We start from the raw sequence: 22,396 nt of genomic DNA on the forward strand, positions 1-22,396 counted from the left end.
ATGAGGCTAAAGGCCATTCTGCAGCCTGAATTAGATTGTCTCGAAAAGGGGTATTTTTAGCTAGCCCAAAAGTATGGAAATAAATGGATAGCCATTTCCGGCCAGCAGCCCGGTGAAGACCCGGCAGGATATCGCCTGCGGGGTCTTTTTTTGCGTGAAAACTTTTATTCCGGTGGAGGGGAAGTCCTTGCTTTTTCTCTGCGCATCGGACCTTCACGGCTTCGCGCCGGGGGCGCCTGGGTTCGGCGCCACTCCGGACGCGCTACTGCTTTTAGGGGACCTGGAGTGGTCAGCCGGGAGGCTCGTGGGAATGTTCCCGGACATCCCGGTTTTCGGTGTGCCCGGGAACCACGACTATTCCGTGGACCCTTTTTGCGGCACGCCAGTGGAGAACCTGCATGGCAGGGCAGTGGAGTTCGGGGGAGTCAGAATAGGAGGGCTGGGGGGCTCCCTTCGTTACAAGCCCGGAGACGACTTTCTTTTCTGGGATGCCGAGTACAGAGAAATCCTGAGAAAAATGCCACCAGTAGACATTTTCATTTCTCACTGTCCGCCTGCAGGGCTCCCATGGTGCGACACACCGAGTGAGGAAGCGCCGTGGCACGGGGCCCACGAAGGCTCCGCTGCACTGGCGGAGTACATCTACAGGATGCAGCCCGCAGTAGTCCTTTGCGGACACCTTCACCTTTCTGCAGGAAAAAGGATGGGGAAGACGCTGGTGCGTGTGGTATATGGAGTGGAGATGTTTGAGTATTCTTGCGGCCTAGAGCGGGTGTTTCAGCATAAAGGGGGGTTAAGCCGTGCGGACTGGGCAAGCCAACCGGGGCCGGCCACTGGAAGAGCTGATTGAGCGGGCGTTTGCTGGGCTACCCGGCGTGCAGCTCTTCCGCCAGGTGAACGTGTGGGTTCCCCTGAAGGGCGGGAAGAGGGGGGCCTTCCCGGCGAGGGGTGCGCCCGTGGACTTTGTGGGCGCTGTGCACGGCGTTCCGGTGGCACTTGAGTGCAAGGAGGTAGCGAAAGGGGAGAGGTTCCCGCTGAACGGGAGCCGACTACCGGAGAAGGAAGTCCAGGCCATGAAAAGTTTTGAAGAAGCGGGCGGCAGGTCGTTCCTCCTGGTGGCGTTCTGGGAGCCGGGTCTGCTTGCGGTTTACCCGTTCGGGACAGTTGAGGCGGAGATTGCTTCCGGCAGCCGTTCGCTTTCGGTGGAAAAAGGGAAAATGCTGTCGCTTAGTGGGGAAAATGGTGTGCCTGCATTTAATAGCCTTAACTTAGTGAAGTTGCTGGTGGAGTGCAAGGCCGGTGATTTCGGTCCCAGCAATGCTTAAAATAGGAAAAAGCCGATGGTTTTAAGGCTTGTACCAAGCAATATGGCTTTTCTTACGGTGTATGTGGAAGGGGTCCGGGCAAAAGTTCCCGGGCCTTTTACGTTTTGGTGGAGCCCCCAATTCTGGCGGTCAACAGGGAGGGATTGCTGTGGAAAAGAAATGTGAGTTAGTGGATTTGCCGGTTGCGCTTCTGCGGCACAGCAGGTTTAATACCCGAAAAACACGAGAGGCTGCGGATATACAGATGCTGGCCGAGAGAATTAGGCGGATAGGTTATGAGCGCACGCGGGCAGTGTGGGCAGTCCCAGTTGGGAACCACTACGAAGTTTTTGCTGGAGGGACTCGTTTGGAGGCAGCGAAAGTGGCCGGGTTGGATACGATGCCGGTGCTGGTACATTACGGTTACACGGATGAGGAAATATCACGGTTGTCCGACCTGGATAATGAAAACGACGAATACCACCGCCCAGTACCGATTACTGACGTGTGGGCAGAGTACGCCAGGCTGCATGAAGAAGAGGGGTGGTCCCAAAAAAAGATTGCGGCAGCAAAAGGTGTAGCGGAATCTCTTGTAAGCGAACGGATTGCCTGGCATAAGCTGCCAGATAAGGTCAAAAAGCTAGTTCTATCAGGAGATTTAACTGAGGCTCATCTGAGGCGGATATGGGGCGTAATTCTACCGGTAGAATTTACGTTATGGTTAACAACAGAGATGGCGCGGCTAGAATTGGCTGAAAAAGTGGTTTACGACAAGAAAAAGAATGGGGAAAAGTCTGTGCGGGCTTTGGAAGCTGATGTGGCTGCATGGAAGGAATGGATTAATTATGCAGAAAAAGTGTACGGTTCGCTGGAAGAAGAGCTAACTCTTTACGATTTTTCCGTCGACCCTCCGAGGCCTTACCTGTACAAGCCGCGAGAAGAGTTTGTTCGGGAATTGGCTAAAAGAAGAGCCCGTTCAATGGCGGCGGTAAGGGAAGCAGAACTGGTGATCAAACGCATGGTTGCTGATAACCTGGAGCAGTACCGGAAGTACTTGGAAGAGAAATCAGCAAAAGCAGCTTTAGAGAAAGCAAAGGCGGAAAAGGTAACAGAGATAGTAAGCGGGTTTAAGCAGGGCGATGCTCGCTCGCTTGTTGGCGAGCTTCCTGAAGAATCTGTAAGGCTTCTGCTAACTGATCCACCCTACGGGATGGAATACCGGTCCAACAGGCGGTGGGCTTCGCAGGCGCCCGAAGTAATCAGGAACGACCGGCAAGAAGAGGCTTTTGCCCTGCTGGAGGAAGTAATAAAGGCTTCGCTTCCCAAACTGCAGAAAGACGCCCATGTCTTGGTTTTTTGTTCCTGGCGCGGAGAGCCTAAAGTGCGAGAAATTTTAGAAAATGCGGGTCTTACGGTCAAGGGCTCTCTCGTCTGGGTAAAGGAAGAGCACTCAGCAGGGGATGTAAGGGGTGCGTTTGCCCCCAGGCATGAACGTATAATCCACGCTGTAAAGGGCAGTCCGGAGGTATCCCCCAGAAAACCCGATGTATTTTATGTTCCCCGTGCGAAGAGGGAACTGCACCCGGCAGAAAAACCCGTGGAACTTTTAAAGCAGCTAATAGAATGTACCACTGCTGAAGGCGACTTGGTCCTGGATCCTTTTGCGGGGGTGGCTTCTACCTGCGTCGCAGCACTGGAGCTGGGCCGTGTTTTTGTGGGGTTTGAGATTGATGGAGAGTACTACGAAAAAGGGCGTGAGCGGCTGTATCGCGTCGCCCAGGAGAAGGTAGAAGAAATTGTACGTTTACAACCGCCGGCGGCATGAGTTTTCAAGGAAGATGTCAGAAGTCGCCTTCAGCAAAATCTACGTTCCGGTTCTGGGCGCGATCAGCATGGAAAGGATGGATCTGGATCGCGGGGGTCCCACTGATCCGGACCTTCGGGGGACCGACGTTGTACTCACGCTCAGAAGTGGGCGTAAGGTAACGGTATCAGAGAGGTTCCGCAAAGCGGATTATGCTGCCTATAACGATATCACTTTGCGGTATACTTCTCTGGCTACTGGGCGGAAACTCGAAGTAATCGGGCTCAATGCCCAGTACATGCTTTATGCTGTGGCTAATTCGGAAGAAACAGACTTCTTGCGCTGGGACCTGTTGTATGCGACCAGGCTGCTCGAGATAGCTGAAATGGTAGAACGCGCTGAAAAGTACAGGAAGCACAACAAAAATGGTTCCAGCAGTTTTCTTTGTATTCCCAGGCCAATGTTAGTGGCCTTGGGAGCAGTAGCGGCTTCTTCAGAAAGCCGGCCAGGTTTTAAGCATGGATATGGTTCTGGTGGGTCCTCAAAATAACGGAAAAAACCATATAGACAGCTTCTTCGTGTTTTAGGGAGGGGGAAATGTGGCAAGAGCTTCGGAAAGTTTTCCGCGGAACTGGTTGCGGCGGGGTATAGCGACGGTAATTGGTGTCTTACTGGTGCTGTTGGTTCTTTCCATGTTCTTTGTGGTGGTCCCGGCGGGGCACGTCGGCGTCCTCCTTCACTTCGGGGCGGTCAGGAGTTCACTCAGTGAGGGATTGCATTTAAAACTGCCGCTGGTGCAGAAGGTCGTTCTAATGGACGTACGGATTCAGAAGAGCGAGACGGAAGCATCAGCAGCGAGCAAAGACCTGCAGACCGTCAAGGCGAAGATAGCCGTCAACTACCACGCGGCACCTGAGCAAGCAGCCAGACTGTATGCCCAGGTCGGCACCGGCTATGCCCAGACGCTAGTGGCCCCGGCGGTTCAGGAGTGTGTTAAAGCGGTGACCGCACAGCATACGGCTGAGGAACTGATCACGCGGCGCCAGGAAGTCAGCTCGAAGATCCACAACGTGCTCGCAGATAAGCTAGCGCCCTACGGCATCGTGGTCGACGCCTTCAACATCGTCGATTTTGATTTCAGTCAAAAGTTTAACGAGGCCGTAGAGGAGAAGCTGGCGGCAGAGCAGAGGGCACTAAAGGCCAAGTACGACCTTGAGCGGACCAAGACTGAGGCGGAACAGAAGCTAACCCAGGCCCGCGCGGAAGCCGAAGCATTAAAGATACAGCGAGAACAGGTAACCCCCGAACTCCTGCGCCTACGCGAGATCGAGGTCCAGAAGATGGCTGTAGAAAAATGGGACGGCCACCTGCCCAGCGTAACAGGTGGCGGTGTGCCCTTTGTCCAGCTGCCTTTTACAGGGCAAAAGTAGCTCGCAAGGCTCATTGGGCTCCTGTTTCGCTGAGCTAGTTTCATTAGCTCCGAAGGAAATATTACCCCTTTAGGGGTGAAAGTCGGGCACGTGAAAGCAAATTGAGTAATCAGCACGATAGGCGGATACCCCAACTGGTTTTCTAGTTATGCAGCAGCGAAGGTGACTTCCTCCCTACCCCTGAAGGGGCAGGGAGGAAGTCACAGAGGTCCGCCCCGAAAACCTACTCCCTTGTGGGGTAAGATAAGGGGGGCTGATTTGATAGTTCTAGTTTTCTTAGCATCTCTAATGCTTCTTCTTTGCGGGAATAGATGTAAACATCATTTTTGTATTCTGCTACCCATAAGTTTTCAGGTAGAGAACATGTTTTAAAAATCCAATAAAGATCTGTTATGCATGCATAAAATTGGATTATAAGGCGCATTGTAGCAAAAATAGTAAGAATAGGGGAGAGTGAGGGGCCAAGACCTATAATTATTAGAGTGGCTAATACAGTAATTGCGAGAGTAAGTTTAAATGGAGCCCCAAGTGCTTCTCTGTAATCTTTAAGCAAAACGGGTTCAAAGGGTTTTACATTAGGGAGGAAGGCAAGTAATGTTTTCTTGTATACATATCCTTTTCTTTTCAAAATGACCTCGTGGCATAATTCGTGAAAGTAAATGGATGGAAATGCGCATATGAGATTGGCCCCAAGAACTATAAGCCAGGAAACAGGTATTATCTTTAATCGCCAAAGGAGGAATTGATAGAAAATGAAAAAGAACGTCAGAAATGTAGAGGAGATTGAAACTAATGGTGAAGATCGTAGCTTTAAGAGTTTCAGTTTTTCCGACCTCCTATATTTTGGAAGGGGGACTTTAATGCTAGAGATTTTAGCTGATATTTTTTTGTTAGCGTTAATATTAGCAGCATATTTTACTGGTCATCTTCCCAGATAAGGAAATTATTTTGCGTCAGTTTACGATCAACTCTTGTAAAAAGTTCCGAATAGGCCTTTTTCTTTTTTTAAAAAAGGTGAGAACAATGCCATCCGATATTACGCTTGAACTCGAAATACTGGCAGCCGCGGTGCAGGATAAATCAGCCCGCGGCTTTTTGCTCTCGCGGATACTCCCCAGCGATTTTTCGGAGATACAGCACCGGCGTGCGTGGGAAGGCCTGGGAAAAGGAGACACGGCGCTTGCCGAAAAACTGGCGGCCAGAACTACTCCTCCAGTGGATATACCATCAGCGGTATCCAGGCTGAAAGCCCTAGCGGAACTCCGGAAGGTGGAGGCCATAAGCAGGACGGCGCTGAGGGCCCTGTCCAACGGTGCCGTGAAGAGGCCGGAGCAGTTCCTGGAGCAGTTCTGCCGTGCGGCCGCGAAGATAGGTCTGCCCCCTTCAGGGGCTGCAATGCCCCCTGCCGAGTGGATGAAGAAGGGCCTTGAAGAGGCATGCCGCAGGGGCCTGTCCAACCCGGTAATAGAGCTGGGTGTGAGGGGCCTTTCGGGTGCGGTCCTGCCCGAACCGGGTCATCTCCTGATAATTGCCGGGCAGACCGGTAAAGGTAAGACGGCACTTGCGCTCAATATAGCGTACTCGTGCGGCATAGAGCGGTCCATCCCCACGCTGTACGTGAACACGGAGATGGGCTGGCACGAGCTGGCCTTCCGGTTGTTCTCCCTGATGTCGGGCGTACCGGTAACGAAGATACGGACCGGGGCAATGTCGCCTGGCGAGAAAGAGGCCCTGGAGCGGTCGGTGGAAAGGTTTTCCGGAGAGGCGGCGCTGTCGATAACGGACGCCCTCCCCTGGGCGGACATCAACGAAGTGGCGGCCTTGGCGAGGGAAGCGAAGCTGTGGCGGGGGTTGAAAATCCTGGTGGTGGACTACATCCAGCGTCTGGAGGACAGGGCCAGGGACCTGGAAAGCTGGCAGGCGTTAATACTGGCGACCCGGGTGCTGAAGAGCCTGGCCCAGGAGCTGAACATACTGGTGATCCTTCTGGCGCAGCTAAACGACCGGAGGCAGCTCGCGGGCAGCACGGGCATGCTCCGGGAGGCGGACGCGGCGGTGTACCTGGAGGAGGCCCCGGAAGGGAGCCCCGCCAGCCACATGCTGTACGTGGAGAAGGCCAGGCACGCCAGGAGCAACGTAAAGATACCTGTTGACATAGACCCGGAGACCCTGAGGGCGAAGGGGCTGCCGGAGATGGCCGGCGCGTGCGAGAAGCAGAAGGGCAAGAAAAAGAAGGGGAAACAGCGCAAGGCCAAGGAAGAAGAGGTGCTGAGGGCTGAAGCGCCTTTTACGGAGGAGGACTGGAACAGGCTTCCCGCCGTCAGCCTTTTCGGGGATTCTGCGGGCGAAAACTGACGGGGGAAAGCCTCATTCTGGGAGCTTCTGGCTTAGCACAATTTTTGCGTTCTTAAAAGCATCGGTCAAAGGTGCGGGTCCAAAGGCGTCATAGAGTGCGTGTACGGCGCAGACCACGGCAAATGGGGACCAGGGCTTGTGCAGGAACATGAATTCGGCAACAGCCTTGGGGGAGAAGTTAACGAAGTGTAGCCGCTGGTTCTCCCACCTGTCCTTCGGTATTCCCAGGGAGCGTATTTCGAGGATGTCCCTCGAGGTGTGATCTACGTACACCACGCCGCAGAGCGCATATTCGCAAAGCACAGCGTTGGCGCCAAAAGACAGAAATTTAATCTGTTCCGGGCGCACTTCTATGCCCAGTTCTTCTGCTATACCCCTCACAGCAGTACGGTAGGGGTCGGGCCCTCCGTTGTGGAGGGCATCTGTAGGCCTGCTTGAACCCTCAGCCACCGAAGGGAAGAAAACAAAGGAATCTACTGCGGTAGGACCACGCTCGGAGAAAATTATTTTTTTATCATAGGTTACGACCATGAGCCCCACCCCGAAATGTGTGGCGAACTCGGGTACAGGACTGTATGCTAGATTTATGCAAGATGCGTATTTCTCGCGCAGTGTTGTTTTGGTATTGTTGATGATTATTGGTTCATCAAGCCGGTTGTCTGTGACGAGCATAGTGAAGTAATCAGTAGGGCGAAAGTGGAGCTTTAATATCGGCTCTTCGTGTTCTCCCTTGCGGTAGCCGACAAAGAATTTTTCCAGCTGGTACCCTAAACCATTGAAGGGGACAGGTTCCCCTTTGGCTTCCCTACGGTTAATCTCTTTGACCAGTTGCCGGTACAGCTGCTGTATTTCTGGCGGTTTTTTCACTTCGCAGGGGTTGTAAAAAATCTCGATGTTTTCCCGTTTATAGGGCCCGTACGAGCAAACCACCCACGGTACGGTTGTTTTGCCGACCTTGAGGTATCCGGGTTCGTAGGCATGCTGCGCTGGCTGTTTTTGAGTATGTGGCAAAAAATTTTCGAGGCAGCGCCAGTTGCGTTTTTTGTGCCAATTTCCAATGCAGGCAGCAAGGAACGAAGTCGCCATTCCAGCGGGATAAAAGGCAAAATAGCCCGGGAGGTTCTTCAGCAATGAAGTCACCCCGCTCAGTAAAAACGAAAATCGTAGTTGCCTGGATTGCATCTGTTATTTTCATTGTAGCTTTAGCGTTAACTATAGAAAATACGCCTGTTAGTCCTATTGTAGCACACTGCTTATTTTATGGCTTCGGTTTATTCAGCGGTGCGGTGTTTTTAAGGTTAACACGGCACGGTACTGGACCGTTTGATACGGAGGAAGGGGGATAAGCTTTTGCTCAGGCTCCGCGACTACCAGCAGGAAGCCGTGAACGCTGTGGTGAGCGAATACCGGAACGGAGTGACGCGGCAGCTGGTCGTGATACCCACTGGTGGCGGTAAAACGGTAGTCTTCGCTTACATCGCAAAGCTCCTGGGGTACCCGACGCTGGTCCTGGCCCACAGGGACGAGCTGGTGCGGCAGGCGGCGGATAAGTTCGGCATGGTCTGGCCCGAAGCCAGCGTGGGCATAGTGAAGGCACAGGAAGACGACCACCAGGGCAGGGACGTGGTGATCGCATCGGTGCAGACTCTTTCCCGTGAGGAACGGCTTTCCCGTTTCAGCCCGGAGCGCTTCGGCTTCCTGGTGGTAGACGAAGCCCACCACGCTGTAGCGCCCACCTACCTCCGGGTGTTCGACCGCCTCGGCTTTATGGGCGGCGACCCGGGGAAGCTGCTGCTGGGCGTCACGGCCACGGGCTTCCGCGGGGACGGGATAGGGCTCGGCAGGGTCTTCGAGAAAATAACCTTCCAGCGAAGTGTAATAGCGCTTATAAGGGCCGGCTACCTGGTAGACGTAAAGGCACTGGCAGTCCGGTCTCAGGTCGATATCAGCGAAGTCACCATAAGGGGCGGAGACTTTGGCGAAAAGGAACTCGGGTTTATCCTCAACACGCCCACCAGAAATGAAATGGTGGTGAAGGCTTACCTGGAGCACGCTGCCGGAAGGAGGGCAATAGCGTTCACTGCGGACGTGCAGCACGCCAAGGATCTGGCGGCGGCCTTCCGCGACTGTGGGGTGGAGGCCGAGCCGGTATGGGGCGAGATGCCGTACTCCGAGCGCGTGGAAGTGCTACGGAGGTTCGCGGCGGGCAAAGTCCGGGTGGTCACGAACTGCGGCGTGCTGACCGAGGGAGTAGATATCCCGGCGACCGACTGCATCATAATGGCGCGGCCCACCAGGTCCAGGGTGCTGTACATGCAGATGCTGGGGAGGGGGCTGAGGCTCTACCCGGGCAAAGAGGACTGCCTGGTGATAGACGTCTGCGATAACTGTGCGAGGAACGACGCACTGACGCTGCCGACGCTGTTCGGCGTCGAGAGCGCGCGGGACGGCCTGCTGGACGCCATCAGGAAGAAGCGTGCTGCCAGGGAGGAGGCGGAAGTTTCCGGCCGGGCAGGTGTGGAAGTAGCACTGCCGCCCGAGCTCGGCGGGACGCTGCCGCTGGAGGTAACTGTGGAAGAAGTCGACGTATTCGCCCGGTCGGCGTTCCGCTGGGTGGTGGCCGGGGACATAATGCGGCTCCCCGTGGGGCCAGGGGAGTATATTTACCTGGTGCCCCTGGGCGGCGGGCTGTACAACGTGGAGCACCGCGCGGAGGGCGGGGCAAAGGTCTTGAACTCGAGGCCCCTCGACATCGGGTACGCCCAGGGCCTGGCGGAGGAGTACCTCCGGGAGAAGCTGGGGTGGAAGGCGCAGAACTTTGCATCGCGTGAGGCCCCCTGGAGGAAGCTGCCACCCACTGACAGGCAGGTGGAGCTGCTGCTGAAGCTGGGGCTGTACGTCCCCGGCATGACCAGGGGCGACGCCTCAGATGCTCTTGAAAAGTTCTTCGCAGCAAAGCAGCTGCGGAAAGAAGCCAGGCAGAAAGGAGCGGGTATGCGTGCTTAACAGGACTTTTTTGATAGGCCGCCTGGCGACCGACCCGGAGCTGCAGTACACCGGAAGCGGCGTCGCCAGGGCTTTTTTCGTGCTCGCGGTGGACCGGAAGCCGGACGCCGAGGGGAAGAAAGGGACTGATTTTATCCCGGTAGTCCTGTGGCGGAAGCTGGCGGAGACGTGCGCGGCGCACCTCAAGAAGGGGCGGCTGGTTGCCGTGGACGGCAAGCTCCACTCCCGGGACTTCCAGGGGAAAGACGGGCAGAGGCGCCGGGAACTGGAAGTCGTGGCCGAGGACGTGCGCTTCCTGGACAGGCCGCCGGAGGCCAAGGAACCGTTCAACCTGGATGAGCTGGGTACTGAAGTGCCGTTCGACGAAGATGACTTGCCGTTCTGAGGGGGTCGGAGTACCATGAGAAAACTCGCACCGAGTATTAAGGTTGACGAAGCAAGGATAGATACCGTTTCGGTTGCCGTACATGTTATCCGCATTGGTGGGAAAGAGATGACGCTGTCAGTGTTCCGCCAGCTGCCCATGGAGCCCCTCGTAGACCCCAATACCGGGGAACTCGCCGGCATCCCGTGGGGCCGCGTCAACTACCACTGGGGCTGCAATATGGCTGGTACGCGCGTGCGCTTTGGTGCCCCGGGGACAGAGAACCACGTACACGTCGTGTGGCAGAAAGGGGACGAACTCCGGCATGCCGTCGTGTACCGGGGAGAGATGCACAGGTGGCCTGAGCAATACCAAAAACTATTGGAACTGCCCCAGTTGTTCATCGCTGTGTAGGGGTGAACTGGTCGTGGAAGGGAGGGTCGCAGGATCGAGGAGTTGGGCGTGAAGGCAGGGGACTGGGTGCGGGTGACCTGGCCCAAGAAGCTCCAGGACAAGGGCGCGAAACAGTGCTACGGGGAATGCGGCGAAGTGGTGCAAGTATGCCCGAGGTTCATAGCGGTCCGCAGCCCTAACGGGTACGTGTTCTGCGTCTCACGGGCGGACATCGTCGAGGGGGCGCAGCTCAAGGTCAAGGGGAAGGTGGTGTCAGTTTCTTCTTCCGGCTTTCGCTTGATTTTAAGTGCTTAAAAAATTAAATTTCTGCGGGACAGCTGGAACAATAAGAGGTGATGCTCATAGGTTTACAGGGAGTGATAAGGAAGTTTTTACCAAGGGGTGAGTATCCTTGAGAGCGGCAGTTTACGTCAGGGTTTCTACTGAAAAACAAGCAGAAAAAGGGTTTCCTCTCGAAGACCAGATAGAGAGAGGCACGCAGAAAGCGAAAGAGCTGGGGGCTAGCGAGGCTGTGGTCTTCGCGGATGAGGGGCACAGCGAAGCTGATCCGTTGACGCCTTTACAGCAACAACTACTGCACGAAGTGAGAGAAGGAAAATTCCAGCTGGTGATTTGTTTGGCCGAAGACAGGCGGGTGGGGAACCTTGCGGACCAGCTGGCTTTCGCTTCGGAAGTTGAGAAATATGCCCGCCTCGAGTTTGTAAGCTGCTACAAAGAAAATCCAAGTTTGCCGGGGGATCGAGTAGCGTCTCAGGAAGAGTATGAGGAGTATCTCAAGAGCGAAAAGTGGCAAGAGTTTAGGAAAGCTGTAATTGAGCATTACGGTTATCAATGTGTTCTTTGTGGAGAAAAAAAAGGACTTGAAGTTCATCATCTCCACTACGAGACTTTGGGGTGCGAATGCGTTGATGATGTTGTAGTTTTGTGCAGGGATTGCCATGTGCGGGTGCATAGTGAGGGCATAGGTTTTGTTATGGGTGTATCATGGTGCCCTGAATGTATTTTTTACGGTACTCCTCGTTGTAAAGGACAACCTTATTGGTGTATGAAAGGCCACGTCGGTTGTATATACGGTATAAAAGTCGTATACGGTATATGTCCGAGATGCGGCGCGGAAATCGAAGAACCATATGAATCGTTATGTAGCTGGTGTTTAGACCAAATTCGAGAGGAGTAAGTTAATATGGCTTGGCAATGGCTTATCAATGTAGATGGGGGAGAGCCAAAAATATTAAGGCTAAAAGTGGGCAGCCGAGGGCGAAGTTCTAGATATCTTGGTCGTTAGTGATGAAAACCCGAAAGAGGCGGTTTTTCGGTTTGAACCCAGGGGGTTCGTTTCTCGATGGCTGTTGTCGCTGTGCTTTCGGTAGGAGGAGACGGCTTCGAAGTACTCCTCGACTGTGGCCTGTGCGGACTGTGAGTGGAGCTCTTTCCACGCGGCAAAAGCCCTGAACTTTGTTTTAAGTTCCGTTTCGGAAGGCCAGCGCTCCTTGGTTTTATGGGTTTCCCGGCTGTGCTATACGCAGAAGTTCCAGATTTTATTTGCGGCGAGCATTACTGGCTGGAAAAATGTAAGCATTTCCAGGCCTAGGGGGAACTGTTTGGTGGGCAGGAGCCTGTGGGGGTGGGACTTGCTGCTCCAGACCAAGGCGGCACCTGCTTTCCTTCCGGTATAGTTGCCTTCAGGCAATTATGTCAGAAACTGCTGTTTTGCGGAAACGGAAGGTGGGGGGCAAGTTTGGACGCTGCTTTCATTCCGCCCCTTTCAGGGGCGGGTTTTCTCGTGGCTGTTTTATAAGGATACCAGTGGGGGCTCAACTGGTTTTGACCCGTGTGGTAAGGAAGGGGGCCATGCACGAGCTGTGTGAGCCGTGCGCCCGGCGGCGCAACCGCCCGGAATGCCCGGTGATCACTGACCCCGTCAGCGTATGGGAAGCCGGAGGCTGCTGGGCGTTCACGGAGAGTGCGGCTGAAGTGGAGGCGGTGGAAAGGGCTATACAAGAATATTCCGAGCGCTGTTCGGCTTAACCAGCATTTAGTTGACTTCAGAAAAAGGCTGGTGGTACCGGTATGACGCCCGAAAAGCGCGAACTCGTCTTGGCCGTGGTTTTGGGGCTCGCGGCGGGACCGGCGTACCTGCTTGCGGGGCCGGGAAAGTTTTTTGCCTGGTATGCCGCCGTCCTCGGCGGTGGTATGCTTGCCACGGTTCACTGGCTTAAGGACATCAGGCCATCGCGAATCGCATGGCTTACCTGGCTGGCATGGCTCTTTGTATTATTCGCCAGCGCAGTGTTGGCGCTGGCTGCAGCCTGGGTGGTGGCATTTTCGATGCACGGTTGGGATTGAGCTTTTGAGTGCTGTGTGCTAGTATTTTAGTTAAGGGGAAACAGTTTTGGTGTTTTTCCGGCGTGACCGGGAAGCGCGGTAAGGTGTTGCGCCCGGGGGCACGACCCGCCGGGTAAGAACAGTCGGATAATACAGTGTGGCGTAAGCGCATTTATCCGGCGTACGCCACGGTCCAAAAGCTGGGGGCGCAAGCCCGGTTTTAGATGCGGGCCAATCCCCTCGGCCCGTCTCCCTAAATTCCCACAAGGGAAAGGAGGGAGGCACGGGCCAGAGGGGAGCCCGTGCCGCAGGTATGTTCGTACAACTAATGATGTGTGCCCTGGCTGCTGCGGCCCTGCGGTTTGGCTTATGGGCTGCGGTGCGGAGAGTGGATGGGCACGCGCCGGCGGAAGGGGGTGAGCGGTAGTGGACCCCTTCGCCGGTGTATACGAAATGGTTGAAGGAATTTCCCTTATAGAGAAGGCAGTGCTGGGGCTGTCCGTTCTTTGCTTTGTGTTCGGCTTGGGCCAGCTGGTGTTGAAGGCAGCGTTGGCCCCGGTGTGCGGTCAGTACGCCGGCCTAGTAGCCGACAGCCTGGCCTTCTGCGCAGGGTTCCTGGTCCTGGCCGGCGGCCACGGGATAGAAGTTCTCACGTGGGCGGCGGACTTGGCGGGCAGGCTCCTGGGCAGTCCGGAAATGTACCACAGCGGAGGTGCTGTTGCCGAGCTGCGGTGGTTACTGGACCGGGCTGTCTGGCAGCTGCAGAGCGTGCTCTAGGTAGGGGCCTGGCGGTGTGTTCCAGACTCGCACTGCCAGGTCCTTTTCTTTTGGTTTTTCAATAGGTCAACTACTCTCTGGTTAAGTAGGGGCATGCGGTAAGAAGCCGTGTGCACGGGTGCTTCTCCTTTAGGTTGGAGAACAGTGATTGATAAGGTAGGCGGTTGTTGTTAGAATAGAGGCGGGAGGAGTTGAGCACTGTGGTTCAGGAAGTGCAGAGAGAGACCGCAAGTACTAATGAGACATCGCGTGGGTTGATTTCCCAGGAGTTCTTTTTCTTGTTGCAACGTATGGATAGGTTGGATGAAAAGTTTTCCGCTGAGATAAAGCGGATGGATGATAAATTTTCCTCTGAGATAAGGCGGTTAGAAGGGAAGCTTGATCGCAAGCTGGGCAACTTATTTTGGGCTACCATGGGTGTGATTGTTACTCTGGCTGTCGGGCTGGGCGGTATAATTATTACTCTCGTTCACCGTTGATCCTGCAGAAAAGCTCGCCGCTGAAGGTCTGACTTTTAACTGGGACTCCCCGGGAAGCCTCCTTCCTTCAGGAAGGGGCGAAAGGCGGTCTTGATTTTTGCAGAATGGCGCTCCCAGACGTCTTTCTGCTGGTTTTTTAAACGAGTTCATACTTGGCAGTGCTGTTAAGCACTGATGTGTCGAAAGCTAGAGACAGCGGGGCCCATGCGGAAGCATGGGTCCCTTTTTCTTTCAGCGTCCGGTATGAAGGAGGTCATATGCTGCTGGTTTTTAGGGGGGTGGTAGAAGAAGTGAGCCCAAACAGAACAGAGGCGCTAAAAGCTCTGGCGGTCCGGGTCCAGATTGAGCCGGTCCCGAACGTACTGCTTCTGCTGGACCTAGCGTTGACGCATCCCACGTACGCCTTTGAAAACGGGCTATCCGAGCACAACCAGCGGCTGGAGTTCCTGGGGGACGCGGTCCTCAATCTTGTAGTAGCAGAACAACTTTACAGGGAATTTCCCGATGCCTCTGAAGGAGAGCTCACGCAGATGAGGGCGGCCCTGGTGTGCGAGGCGAGCCTGGCGGAGGCGGCCGGGAAGCTCGGCCTGGGCGAGTTCCTGCTGCTTGGCCGCGGTGAGGAGCGCGCCGGGGGGCGTTACCGCCGGTCGAACCTGGCGGACGCCCTGGAGGCCGTTGCGGGCGCCCTCTATTTGGCTGGAGGGCTGCCGGCGGTGTGGCGGCTGGCGGAAGGCGTCCTCGGGACAGGCCTTAAAGAAAAGAAGAGCCTGACTTTGATAGACGCAAAGACCAGGCTGCAGGAACTGGTTCAGGGAAAGAAGCGGGAAAATGTGAGCTACCGGGTCCTGGGCGAGTGGGGGCCGGACCACGACAAGTGCTTCAGGGTCGGAGTGTTTTACCGGGGCAAACTCCTGGCTACGGGCGAAGGGAGGAGCAAAAAGGAGGCGGAGCAGGAGGCGGCGCGGGTGGCCCTGGAAAGGGTGGAGTGCGGGGACCTCCGGTTAGTGTAAGGTTCGGACGTTTGATTTGATTAATTTGTTAATGGCATGATTATTTTGGTGAGGTAGGTAGCAGGAAATAGCGTATTATCCGCGTCGCTATTAGTGAATTTTTCTCCCGAACCAAATACGAGGGGAGTGGTTGACGACTAAACTGCGGAGTCACTTTTACGGGAATACGACGTACAACTTCATCAAGACTGGCGAACTGGGCTGGAGGTAGAAACAGCTGAAATTTGGCGTAACTTCCTCTTTATTTCTGGAAGGGCGGGTTTTTTCGCGGCTGCTTTATAAGTTCGGGCGGTAGTCCTGTTGTTTCTTTCCTTAATCAACAACTTGGGTTTGTGGAGGGGCCACTACATCCGTTACGCTCTGTCGGCACCGCTTAGGGGAAGCGAAAATGTTTTACAAAAGGAAGGGGGAAGCAACTAATGCAACAGAATGACATCGAAAGAGGTCTAAGGATTTGGGGACCTATAAGAGCGCCAATAAGCAAAAAATCTCTCGAACTTTGGGGAAGCGTGGAACCTGAAATTATTATCACTGTTTACAGAACGCTGTACGGGAATTCGGCTGTGCAGGATACGCTGCTCTAAGACATAGGAACGACAAGCGGTAACCTCCACCTGGACAAACTCAGCGGGGGTTCACTTGCTTCGCTCAAGGGATTTATTAAGCCTGGAGCGCAAACTGCTTTAGAGGTAGGGAGAAGTCATAGGTTAGTATTAACGAACACGAGTAGAAATTTGTTAGTTTGAGGGGGGTATTCAATATGTTTTGGCTTTATGATTTGGATGAACTGCCGGAAGACTTGAGGTATGTACTGGAGCGGTCAGGAGGCAACTTACCGCGGGGGCTCCGTAAGGCGATGGGACTGGAAGATCCGTTGGAGGAATACTGGAGGAGGCTAAGGGAGTTGTATCCGGACGTAGTTCCGGAATATTACCCTTACGGTTTGGACCTGTACTAGCAGGTGTTGTAGGAGAGAGCACTTGCTACCGCGCTGCACAATTGATGCAGCGCGGTTTTTTCTTTTGTTGGGGATTTATGCGCTGAAAAGCAGGGATGCCAAAACATCAGGAAGGAGGCATGTTTGCGATGAAAAAGCTTTTCTTTGTAAGTCTAGCGGTTTACCTGCTGGCGCTGATTGCAGCGTACGTCACCGGCTATTCGGGCAGGCTTTATAATTGGGTACTGCTCACGGCGATAATTCTTGCCTATTACTTTAATCGCGCCAGAAAGCAAAGAGAAAGTATAGATTTCTCCGCAGTTATCCGGGCAAGTATTTTCGTTTGGGCTATATTGTTTGGTGTTGCGTCAATTATTTCAGTGTTTGTCAGAGATGGGTATATTTTTGTGAACGGCCTTTGGCTGGCAACAACAATATACGGGATGCTATGCGTGGGGCGCTTAAGGCGCGAAATGAACCGGGCTGCTTACAGAGGAAACAGGTGATGATGCTTGTACCTCTGGGCAAGTAATATTTCTACTGGTTGGGATACACGGCTGGCTCAGGACATGTGCCCGGAAGGGGAGTGGATTGAAAAGCTGATGGCCGGAGGCAGGGTGTGCATGGCAGTATTTCCCGGGGCTGTTGACCTGCTGGATTGCAGAAAAGCTGGCGACAGTGCTAGGGGGAACTCTCAAAGAATATTTTGAGCCGGTGTGCTCTAATGGCACCATTCTGGTTTGAGGAAAGCCATCTGTTTTAAGTAAGCATTCTGGAGGAGGTGAAGGCTGGTACCGGAGATGATATTCCGGTCCAGCGATAAAATGTCAGTAACAGAGCAGGGAATCTCTGTTGATGACTTGAACCTGATGGGGACTACCCGGAGAATTAAAGACCCCAAAACCATCCAGGCGATGAAGAAGCCCTACTGCGAGCTGTGCGGCCAGAAGGCGTATGGCGAACCGCACCACATAAAGACGCGGGGAAGTGGCGGGAGCGACATACCCGAGAACCTGATCCAGCTTTGCTGGGAGCACCATGTTGCCGCCCACTCGGGCAGGCTTTCCCGTGAAGAGCTGGTGGGAATAGTGGCGGCCCGGGAGGGGAAGACGCCGGAAGAGATATGCCGGATAATAGGGCTGAACCTAAGGGTAGACCAGATAATCGTGAAGCGGCTGCCCCCGGCGGAAGCCGGGTTGGAGGAGCTTTTTCAGGCGCTGGTGGACCTTGAGGAAGTGGACGACGATTCGAGGTTCTTGAAGGGCGAGATAATGGCGGAGCTGGCGAGGCGCGAGATCAAGGTTGGCGAGATTGCCACCTATGCCCGCTGTTCGGCCGCCCTGGTCAGGGAATACATAAAGACCTACGAAGCGTTCCCGGATGAGAGCACGCGCGTGCCCGAGCTTTCGCACTACCATCACCGCCTGGCTGCGAACACGCCCGACCCACAGTACTGGATACAGGAGGCGGCGAAGCACCAGTGGTCGACCCGCCAGATGCGTGAGGCTATCAAGGCGGCCATGGGCGAACTTATGACGGAAGAAGAGAAGATGTTCGTGAAGGCGGAGGAGGCCCTTAAGCTTGCAGTCAAAGTGAGGAACTACGGCGGAGAGCCCTGGGAGTGGCTGTCAGCCAGGCTGGAAGAGCTGCTGGCCGGGATAGTACTTCCGGTAAAGGAAGGCAATGCGCCCGAAGCGGCGTAAAGAGGTGGAATTGCTGTTCCCGAAAATGGGAATTTGCAGAGTCTAGAGAAAGAACGATCCGGCAGGAGCGGAAACTCTTGAATTTTTGCTTACAGTTCATTATCATATAGTACAGAGAATTGAGTTCGCGCGGTATCTTCGGCATGATCGGGGGTACCTGGCAAAGGCTATGGGTCCTGGCAGGCGTGTCCTGCCGGAAAGCGAGACGGGGTACAGTGGACGGCGTGAGTTGGAGCGGGGTTACACGTGGTGGTTCATCGCCAGGCGCTGCCTCCTCCGGTTAACACGCCGTGATTGAGGAAACGGGGCGTGAGTGCAGTTCGGCGTACACGTGTTGGGAGAACACGTACGTAAGCAGCCGGCTGGTTTGCACGCCCTTAATTATTTTGTGCCGTTCCGTTTACCGCATTCTGGCGGGCGGTAGGCAGTCAAAAATTTGCCTACCGCCCTTTGTTGTTTTTGACGGAAGACAGTGGCGAAGGTTATCCGCTCTGCCCAGAGACCTCCAAGAAAGAGGTTTGTGGAGAGAGCGGAAGTTTGTAGAAGGTTGTGGTAGTTCACCAAGCGCAGTTTAGAGTTGTGTGCGAAAGGTGGAAGGACCTGTGCTAAACATCGACTTCTGGCGGATGCGTTTCGGGGTGGAAGTGGAGGCGCTGGACGGTCCTGTGGAATGTCCCCTGGGAAGGCGCGGGACGGACCACGGCGGCCGCGTGTACGAGTACAGGCTCGGGCCCCTGACGCTCAGCGACTGGCGGGCCCACCGCGAAGAGCTTTCGCGGTTCTGGTCGCAGCTGGTGGTCGATCCTTCGGGGGACCCCCCGACGGGCCTGCATGTGCACGTGGAAATGCCTCCGGAGGTGCGGGATGCCGGGCTTACCGAGAAGCAATTTTTCGCCCGGCTGGCGCGGTTGTGGGAGTGGTGTGAAGGCCCGCTGGTCGTGTTCCGGAACTCCGCCCGCAGCAGATATGCTTCTTCGTGGGACGAAGAGTTCAAGCAAAAGGTTGCTGGTGCGGTCCGGGAAGGTTTGTACGGAGTGAACCGGTACCACACGCTCAACCTGGCTGCCTATCCAGAACACGGGACCGTCGAGTTCAGGCTGTGGGACGCCACCAGCTCTTTCGAGGAGGCGGAGGAACGCGCCGTGCTGTGCCTGGCAGTGGTTTGGGTAGCGGCAGTGGGCTGCGGAGAGCGGACCCACAGGAGCGCGGTGGAGGAAACACGAGATATTGTAAATGCCGGCCGGAGGGCACTTGCGCTGCTCAGGTTGGGCATGCCTGCCTCTTCGAGAGGCACGCACTTACGAGTGTAGCATGTAAGAACTATCAATGCGAGGAGGAACACAGGAAGTGTCTGTTTTTGACGCCCTGCTTGAAGCTATTGAACAAGAAATGTTTGGGGGCGCAGTGCCCCGGGATGCAACGGGCGTGGTACCGCCGGAAGAGGAAGTCCAGCGGTTCGAGCGCATCATGAGCACTGTGCCGCATGGTGACACAGAATCGCTTGCCCCCGCTTACCAGCGGATGAGGGAGGAAATGGGCAGGGATTTTCTGGCTTTGGGATTGATGGCGGGGGGCTACCCCCCGCGGGTGGAGCCGTTCCTTACGGGCCGCGACCATCGGGTTGTCGTGGCCGCTGCGCTCATGACCTACCCCGAGAGCGGCGGGCTCTGGTGGCGCACGGCACGCCTGCTCGGCTTCCGCCAGATGGCCGCGATGCCGCCGCGGGAAGTCCTCCGGGTAGTGCGCACTTCGAGGGAGTTCCGGCCCCGCGCCCGCCGGTTTGTCAACGGGTGCGTGAGGCGGTACGTCGGCGCCCTGGCGAGGGACCGGGACGCCTGGCAGGCACAGGTGCTGCTGGACGGCCGGTCGCTCGACGAACTCATAAGGTACTGTAACGTTCCCGTACCGGCGGAGCACATGGAGGTGCTCCGCAGCAGGAAGGCCTGGGAGGCTGAGGCGTGGCCGCGTTTGGCCCTGGCCCGGGAGCTTTCCGAAGCGGCACGACAGGGAGACCGTGAGCGGGTGACCTCATTGCTGAAAGAGGCGGGGAGAAACTTGCCCTTGCTGTATGTCGAAGGGCTGGTGAATATCTACGAACCCGGTGTCGCGCCGTACGCCGTGGGGATGATGACCCCGAAGCAGCTGCTCCAAAGGATGGACCGCCTGGCGCGGGGCGGACTGCTGGAAAACTCAGACGTCCGGGAAAAGGTCTTATCTCTGCTGGAAAGGGCAACACGGGACGAGAGGGTGGCACCGGCCGACGTGCGGCGCGTGAGGGAAACGGTGGGAAGCAGCCTGCCGGAGGAATTTCGGGTTGCTCTTGAGCGGCTGGAGGAAGAGAGGCGGGAGCGCCTCGTGGCCGGTCCGATGGGAGCGGCTTCGTGGCGGGGAAAGAGTGTATGTTTGATCGTCGACCGTTCTGGTTCCATGGAGCCCGCCATCGTCGCGGCGTCCCAGCTTGCGGCGTACCTGGCCGACCAGGGGGCCAACGTAAAAGCCGTGGCTTTCGCGGAAAAGGCGTCCGTAGTGGAGCCGGAGGTGGCACCTGACGGCAGGCCAGACTGGAGGGCAACCTTCGCCGGGCTGCGCGCGTCGGGCTGGACGTCCATCGGTTCGGGCATCAACCTGGCCCACCGGGTTGCCCCGGACGCGGACCTGTGGGTAGTTCTGACGGACGGGGCGGAGAACAGGCCTCCATACGTTGACCGACAATCCCCCCGGCCGCAGAACGGGAGGGTTGCTGTCATGTGGTTCAACCGTAGCCCCAGCCGGGGCTTTTTCGAGTGGTGCTCGGCAGTGGGGGCGGAAGAGTTTCACCCGCAGGTTCGGGGAGGCCGGCTCGACTTTGCCGCCCTGGACGACCTGGTGCGGCTGTGTATGGGCAGCGATGCGGTAAGGGAATGGCTGAGTACGGTACCCTCCCACGTAGTCGACGCACTGCTGCGGGGCGCGGATGAAAAAGCGCACGCGGTCGTAGACGCCCTGGTAGCGCAGCGTCCGTCCCGTGGGCTGCACCTGTAAGAACAGCGAAAGGAGGTGAAGGGGCGGTAACGCCTGGTGTTATGGGGGAAGTGGTAAACAGCTTCATCTGCTTGAGGAGCAAGCAGCTGGGCAGGGAAATTGACCCTAATTTGCATGTTAGGGAGCGGCTTTTTCAGGTAGAGGCTGAGTTAAACAGGCTGATGGATATCTATGCGCCGGAAGTGGCCCTGCGCTACCTGATAAAAAACGGCAGGCCGCAGCTAAGCGATGAAGAGTTTACCGCGCTCCAGAAGCGCGTAAGGGAGGTGATGGCGGAAGAAAAGCGGCTCAAAGAAGTCTTGAATAATACTTGTGGGGAAGGAATGGTTTAACCTGCCAACGTTATCTGTCAAAGGAATAAACCCAAAGGAATAAACCTGGGAAGAAGGGGATGATGAATTATGGACCATGAATGGTATTACCAGAAGTTTAAAGAACTCAGCACTCTGCGGGAACAGAAGGCCCGGGAGCTCGAGGCGGACGTCCTGCTGGCATCACAGCTCAGAGACCAGCTGCGCGAGGTGAATTCGCGGGTCGTCCGCAACTTATGGGCCCACGGGGTGGTGCTGCCTGTACAGATGGCGTACATGAAGGCGGCCGGAGACCTCAAGAAGGCAGCTCGAGAAGTAAGAGAGGGGGTGGCAGCAGGATTTGACCGTGCCGTAAGTGTTCTGGATGAAGTAAAAGAGCGTGTTGACGGCGCGGCCAGGAAGGCTGTGGAGCGTGCCGCCGAAAAGGAAAAACAGCTGGCGGAATATCTGGAGAAAACCCGGAAAAGCGTAGCGAACAGCTTTGAGCGCGCAAAGGAAGTCGTAACGCGGGCGGCAACAGAGATACCGGAAAAAGCGGGGAAGGCCGTATCGTCCGCGTTCGAGCGCCTGGCGTCGCGGCTCCAGGCCGCAGCAGGTAGGTGCCGGCAGGTGCTTGCGGGGTACCGCAGCAGAGTAACGGAAGCACTGGAAGGGCTGAAAAAGACGGCGGCAGCAGGCGGAGCAGGAACATCCTTCAGCGGCATGGACGTGTTTGAAGAGGACCGCGACTTAGTGATGGCACTGCCGGAGATGCAGGCCCTGCGCAGCGTCGCCTTCGGGCAACCGTACATCGTGAGGCCGGAGGATGTCATCAGGGCCGTCCAGCGGGACCGCCAGGCTGCCAGTGAGGATAGCTGGGAGGCCCAGCGGTTCAGGGCGGCGAAGGAATACTGGCGGATCGTACTGTGCCAGAAGGCCGAAGAACGGCTGACTTCCTACCTGCCGGAAGAAGAAGCCAAGATGGTCCTTGAGCGGTTGGTGTCCGCGGAAGCCCGTGCCGCGGCCGGAGTTTCAGAAGCAACAGCCGTGCAAGCCGAAGCGAAAAAGCATGCTCTGGTAGACAAGCTCCTGGCGGCGGCAGAAAAGAATTCGCTCCGGGCTTCGCTGTAAAGCCCTATCGGGCTGGTGCAAGAGGCAGGAAAGGAGGGGTATCCAG

At 55.9% G+C, this 22,396-nt stretch carries 26 protein-coding genes; 24 read left to right on the forward strand and 2 right to left on the reverse strand.

Annotated features, from left to right (window positions below; genetic code table 11):
- Positions 1-172 precede the first annotated feature (172 nt).
- The 5 genes from B9A14_RS07260 (at position 173) to B9A14_RS07280 (ending at position 4,538) form a co-directional block, all read left to right on the forward strand.
- Positions 173-850, forward strand: a complete 678-nt coding sequence (locus B9A14_RS07260; protein ID WP_231968006.1) for a metallophosphoesterase family protein — start codon at positions 173-175, stop codon at positions 848-850.
- On the forward strand, positions 801-1,325 hold the full coding sequence (locus B9A14_RS07265) for a Holliday junction resolvase RecU (protein WP_084665052.1): 525 nt from the start codon (positions 801-803) through the stop codon (positions 1,323-1,325). The genes B9A14_RS07260 and B9A14_RS07265 overlap by 50 nt, the downstream gene beginning before the upstream one ends.
- 148 nt (positions 1,326-1,473) lie before the next feature.
- Positions 1,474-3,129 (forward strand): DNA methyltransferase, encoded by a 1,656-nt coding sequence (locus B9A14_RS07270; RefSeq protein ID WP_172839074.1) that lies wholly within the window; start codon positions 1,474-1,476, stop codon positions 3,127-3,129.
- Positions 3,130-3,142: 13 nt separating this feature from the next.
- Complete coding sequence (locus B9A14_RS07275; protein ID WP_157109824.1) at positions 3,143-3,658, forward strand: hypothetical protein; 516 nt, start codon at positions 3,143-3,145, stop codon at positions 3,656-3,658.
- A gap of 124 nt (positions 3,659-3,782) precedes the next feature.
- Positions 3,783-4,538 carry a prohibitin family protein gene (locus B9A14_RS07280; protein WP_197686582.1) on the forward strand — a complete coding sequence of 252 codons (756 nt, stop codon included), beginning with the start codon at positions 3,783-3,785 and terminating at the stop codon, positions 4,536-4,538.
- A 223-nt stretch (positions 4,539-4,761) separates the two neighbouring features.
- Here B9A14_RS07280 and B9A14_RS07285 read toward each other — a convergent pair whose 3' ends face one another.
- Entirely contained in the window at positions 4,762-5,166 is a 405-nt protein-coding gene (locus B9A14_RS07285; protein WP_084665055.1) for a hypothetical protein, read from the reverse strand.
- 124 nt (positions 5,167-5,290) lie between these two features.
- Between B9A14_RS07285 and B9A14_RS07290 the strand changes: the two genes are divergently transcribed.
- Together B9A14_RS07290 and B9A14_RS07295 are read left to right on the forward strand one after the other, a co-directional pair.
- Positions 5,291-5,476: a hypothetical protein gene (locus B9A14_RS07290; RefSeq protein ID WP_084665056.1), complete on the forward strand. Its 186-nt coding sequence runs from the start codon at positions 5,291-5,293 to the stop codon at positions 5,474-5,476.
- 85 nt (positions 5,477-5,561) lie between these two features.
- Entirely contained in the window at positions 5,562-6,893 is a 1,332-nt protein-coding gene (locus B9A14_RS07295) for a DnaB-like helicase C-terminal domain-containing protein (RefSeq protein WP_084665057.1), read from the forward strand.
- 12 nt (positions 6,894-6,905) lie between these two features.
- Here the strand turns inward: B9A14_RS07295 and B9A14_RS07300 are convergent, their stop codons facing one another.
- On the reverse strand, positions 6,906-8,024 hold the full coding sequence (locus B9A14_RS07300) for an NUDIX hydrolase (RefSeq protein WP_084665058.1): 1,119 nt from the start codon (positions 8,022-8,024) through the stop codon (positions 6,906-6,908).
- Between the two features lie 192 nt (positions 8,025-8,216).
- Between B9A14_RS07300 and B9A14_RS07310 the strand changes: the two genes are divergently transcribed.
- The 17 genes from B9A14_RS07310 (at position 8,217) to B9A14_RS07400 (ending at position 22,350) form a co-directional block, all read left to right on the forward strand.
- Positions 8,217-9,899, forward strand: a complete 1,683-nt coding sequence (locus B9A14_RS07310) for a DEAD/DEAH box helicase (protein ID WP_084665060.1) — start codon at positions 8,217-8,219, stop codon at positions 9,897-9,899.
- Positions 9,892-10,284: a single-stranded DNA-binding protein gene (locus tag B9A14_RS07315; protein ID WP_084665061.1), complete on the forward strand. Its 393-nt coding sequence runs from the start codon at positions 9,892-9,894 to the stop codon at positions 10,282-10,284. Before B9A14_RS07310 ends, B9A14_RS07315 begins: the two co-directional genes overlap by 8 nt.
- 15 nt (positions 10,285-10,299) lie before the next feature.
- A complete protein-coding gene (locus B9A14_RS07320; protein ID WP_084665062.1) occupies positions 10,300-10,677 on the forward strand; it encodes a hypothetical protein in 378 nt (125 codons plus the stop codon).
- Between the two features lie 391 nt (positions 10,678-11,068).
- Positions 11,069-11,854, forward strand: coding sequence for a recombinase family protein (locus B9A14_RS07330; protein ID WP_084665064.1), 786 nt, complete (start codon positions 11,069-11,071; stop codon positions 11,852-11,854).
- A gap of 629 nt (positions 11,855-12,483) precedes the next feature.
- The gene (locus B9A14_RS07340) at positions 12,484-12,705 is read left to right on the forward strand and encodes a hypothetical protein (RefSeq protein WP_157109827.1); all 222 of its coding nucleotides are present in this window, start codon (positions 12,484-12,486) and stop codon (positions 12,703-12,705) included.
- Between the two features lie 42 nt (positions 12,706-12,747).
- Entirely contained in the window at positions 12,748-13,023 is a 276-nt protein-coding gene (locus B9A14_RS07345; protein WP_084665067.1) for a hypothetical protein, read from the forward strand.
- 432 nt (positions 13,024-13,455) lie between these two features.
- Entirely contained in the window at positions 13,456-13,779 is a 324-nt protein-coding gene (locus tag B9A14_RS07350) for a hypothetical protein (RefSeq protein ID WP_157109828.1), read from the forward strand.
- Positions 13,780-13,970: 191 nt separating this feature from the next.
- Positions 13,971-14,258, forward strand: a complete 288-nt coding sequence (locus B9A14_RS07355) for a hypothetical protein (protein WP_157109829.1) — start codon at positions 13,971-13,973, stop codon at positions 14,256-14,258.
- A 257-nt stretch (positions 14,259-14,515) separates the two neighbouring features.
- Entirely contained in the window at positions 14,516-15,268 is a 753-nt protein-coding gene (rnc, locus tag B9A14_RS07360; protein WP_084665070.1) for a ribonuclease III, read from the forward strand.
- A gap of 760 nt (positions 15,269-16,028) precedes the next feature.
- Complete coding sequence (locus B9A14_RS07365; RefSeq protein ID WP_084665071.1) at positions 16,029-16,226, forward strand: hypothetical protein; 198 nt, start codon at positions 16,029-16,031, stop codon at positions 16,224-16,226.
- A gap of 95 nt (positions 16,227-16,321) precedes the next feature.
- Positions 16,322-16,711, forward strand: a complete 390-nt coding sequence (locus B9A14_RS07370; RefSeq protein WP_172839075.1) for a hypothetical protein — start codon at positions 16,322-16,324, stop codon at positions 16,709-16,711.
- 318 nt (positions 16,712-17,029) lie between these two features.
- Positions 17,030-17,908, forward strand: coding sequence for an HNH endonuclease signature motif containing protein (locus B9A14_RS07380; protein WP_157109830.1), 879 nt, complete (start codon positions 17,030-17,032; stop codon positions 17,906-17,908).
- A gap of 85 nt (positions 17,909-17,993) precedes the next feature.
- Positions 17,994-18,206: a hypothetical protein gene (locus B9A14_RS17065; RefSeq protein WP_157109831.1), complete on the forward strand. Its 213-nt coding sequence runs from the start codon at positions 17,994-17,996 to the stop codon at positions 18,204-18,206.
- A 304-nt stretch (positions 18,207-18,510) separates the two neighbouring features.
- Positions 18,511-19,218: an amidoligase family protein gene (locus tag B9A14_RS07385; protein WP_084665075.1), complete on the forward strand. Its 708-nt coding sequence runs from the start codon at positions 18,511-18,513 to the stop codon at positions 19,216-19,218.
- Positions 19,219-19,255: 37 nt separating this feature from the next.
- Positions 19,256-20,929 (forward strand): vWA domain-containing protein, encoded by a 1,674-nt coding sequence (locus tag B9A14_RS07390; RefSeq protein ID WP_084665076.1) that lies wholly within the window; start codon positions 19,256-19,258, stop codon positions 20,927-20,929.
- A 41-nt stretch (positions 20,930-20,970) separates the two neighbouring features.
- Entirely contained in the window at positions 20,971-21,261 is a 291-nt protein-coding gene (locus B9A14_RS07395) for a hypothetical protein (protein ID WP_084665077.1), read from the forward strand.
- A gap of 69 nt (positions 21,262-21,330) precedes the next feature.
- Entirely contained in the window at positions 21,331-22,350 is a 1,020-nt protein-coding gene (locus tag B9A14_RS07400; protein ID WP_084665078.1) for a hypothetical protein, read from the forward strand.
- The last annotated feature ends 46 nt before the right edge of the window (positions 22,351-22,396 follow it).

Origin of the sequence: Thermanaeromonas toyohensis ToBE (assembly GCF_900176005.1) — a bacterium.
In the GTDB taxonomy this organism is placed as follows: domain Bacteria; phylum Bacillota; class DSM-521; order Neomoorellales; family Neomoorellaceae; genus Thermanaeromonas; species Thermanaeromonas toyohensis.

Bases quoted from the DNA above. Each gene is read 5' to 3' on its own strand.
- B9A14_RS07345 (WP_084665067.1), top strand. From the start codon at position 12,748: ATGACGCCCGAAAAGCGCGAACTCGTCTTGGCCGTGGTTTTGGGGCTC.
- B9A14_RS07350 (WP_157109828.1), top strand. From the start codon at position 13,456: ATGGTTGAAGGAATTTCCCTTATAGAGAAGGCAGTGCTGGGGCTGTCC.
- B9A14_RS07320 (WP_084665062.1), top strand. From the start codon at position 10,300: ATGAGAAAACTCGCACCGAGTATTAAGGTTGACGAAGCAAGGATAGAT.
- B9A14_RS07295 (WP_084665057.1), top strand. From the start codon at position 5,562: ATGCCATCCGATATTACGCTTGAACTCGAAATACTGGCAGCCGCGGTG.
- B9A14_RS07380 (WP_157109830.1), top strand. From the start codon at position 17,030: ATGTCAGTAACAGAGCAGGGAATCTCTGTTGATGACTTGAACCTGATG.
- B9A14_RS07400 (WP_084665078.1), top strand. From the start codon at position 21,331: ATGGACCATGAATGGTATTACCAGAAGTTTAAAGAACTCAGCACTCTG.
- B9A14_RS07290 (WP_084665056.1), top strand. From the start codon at position 5,291: ATGAAAAAGAACGTCAGAAATGTAGAGGAGATTGAAACTAATGGTGAA.
- B9A14_RS07365 (WP_084665071.1), top strand. From the start codon at position 16,029: ATGTTTTGGCTTTATGATTTGGATGAACTGCCGGAAGACTTGAGGTAT.
- rnc (WP_084665070.1), top strand. From the start codon at position 14,516: ATGCTGCTGGTTTTTAGGGGGGTGGTAGAAGAAGTGAGCCCAAACAGA.
- B9A14_RS07370 (WP_172839075.1), top strand. From the start codon at position 16,322: ATGCCAAAACATCAGGAAGGAGGCATGTTTGCGATGAAAAAGCTTTTC.
- B9A14_RS07395 (WP_084665077.1), top strand. From the start codon at position 20,971: ATGGGGGAAGTGGTAAACAGCTTCATCTGCTTGAGGAGCAAGCAGCTG.
- B9A14_RS07275 (WP_157109824.1), top strand. From the start codon at position 3,143: ATGTCAGAAGTCGCCTTCAGCAAAATCTACGTTCCGGTTCTGGGCGCG.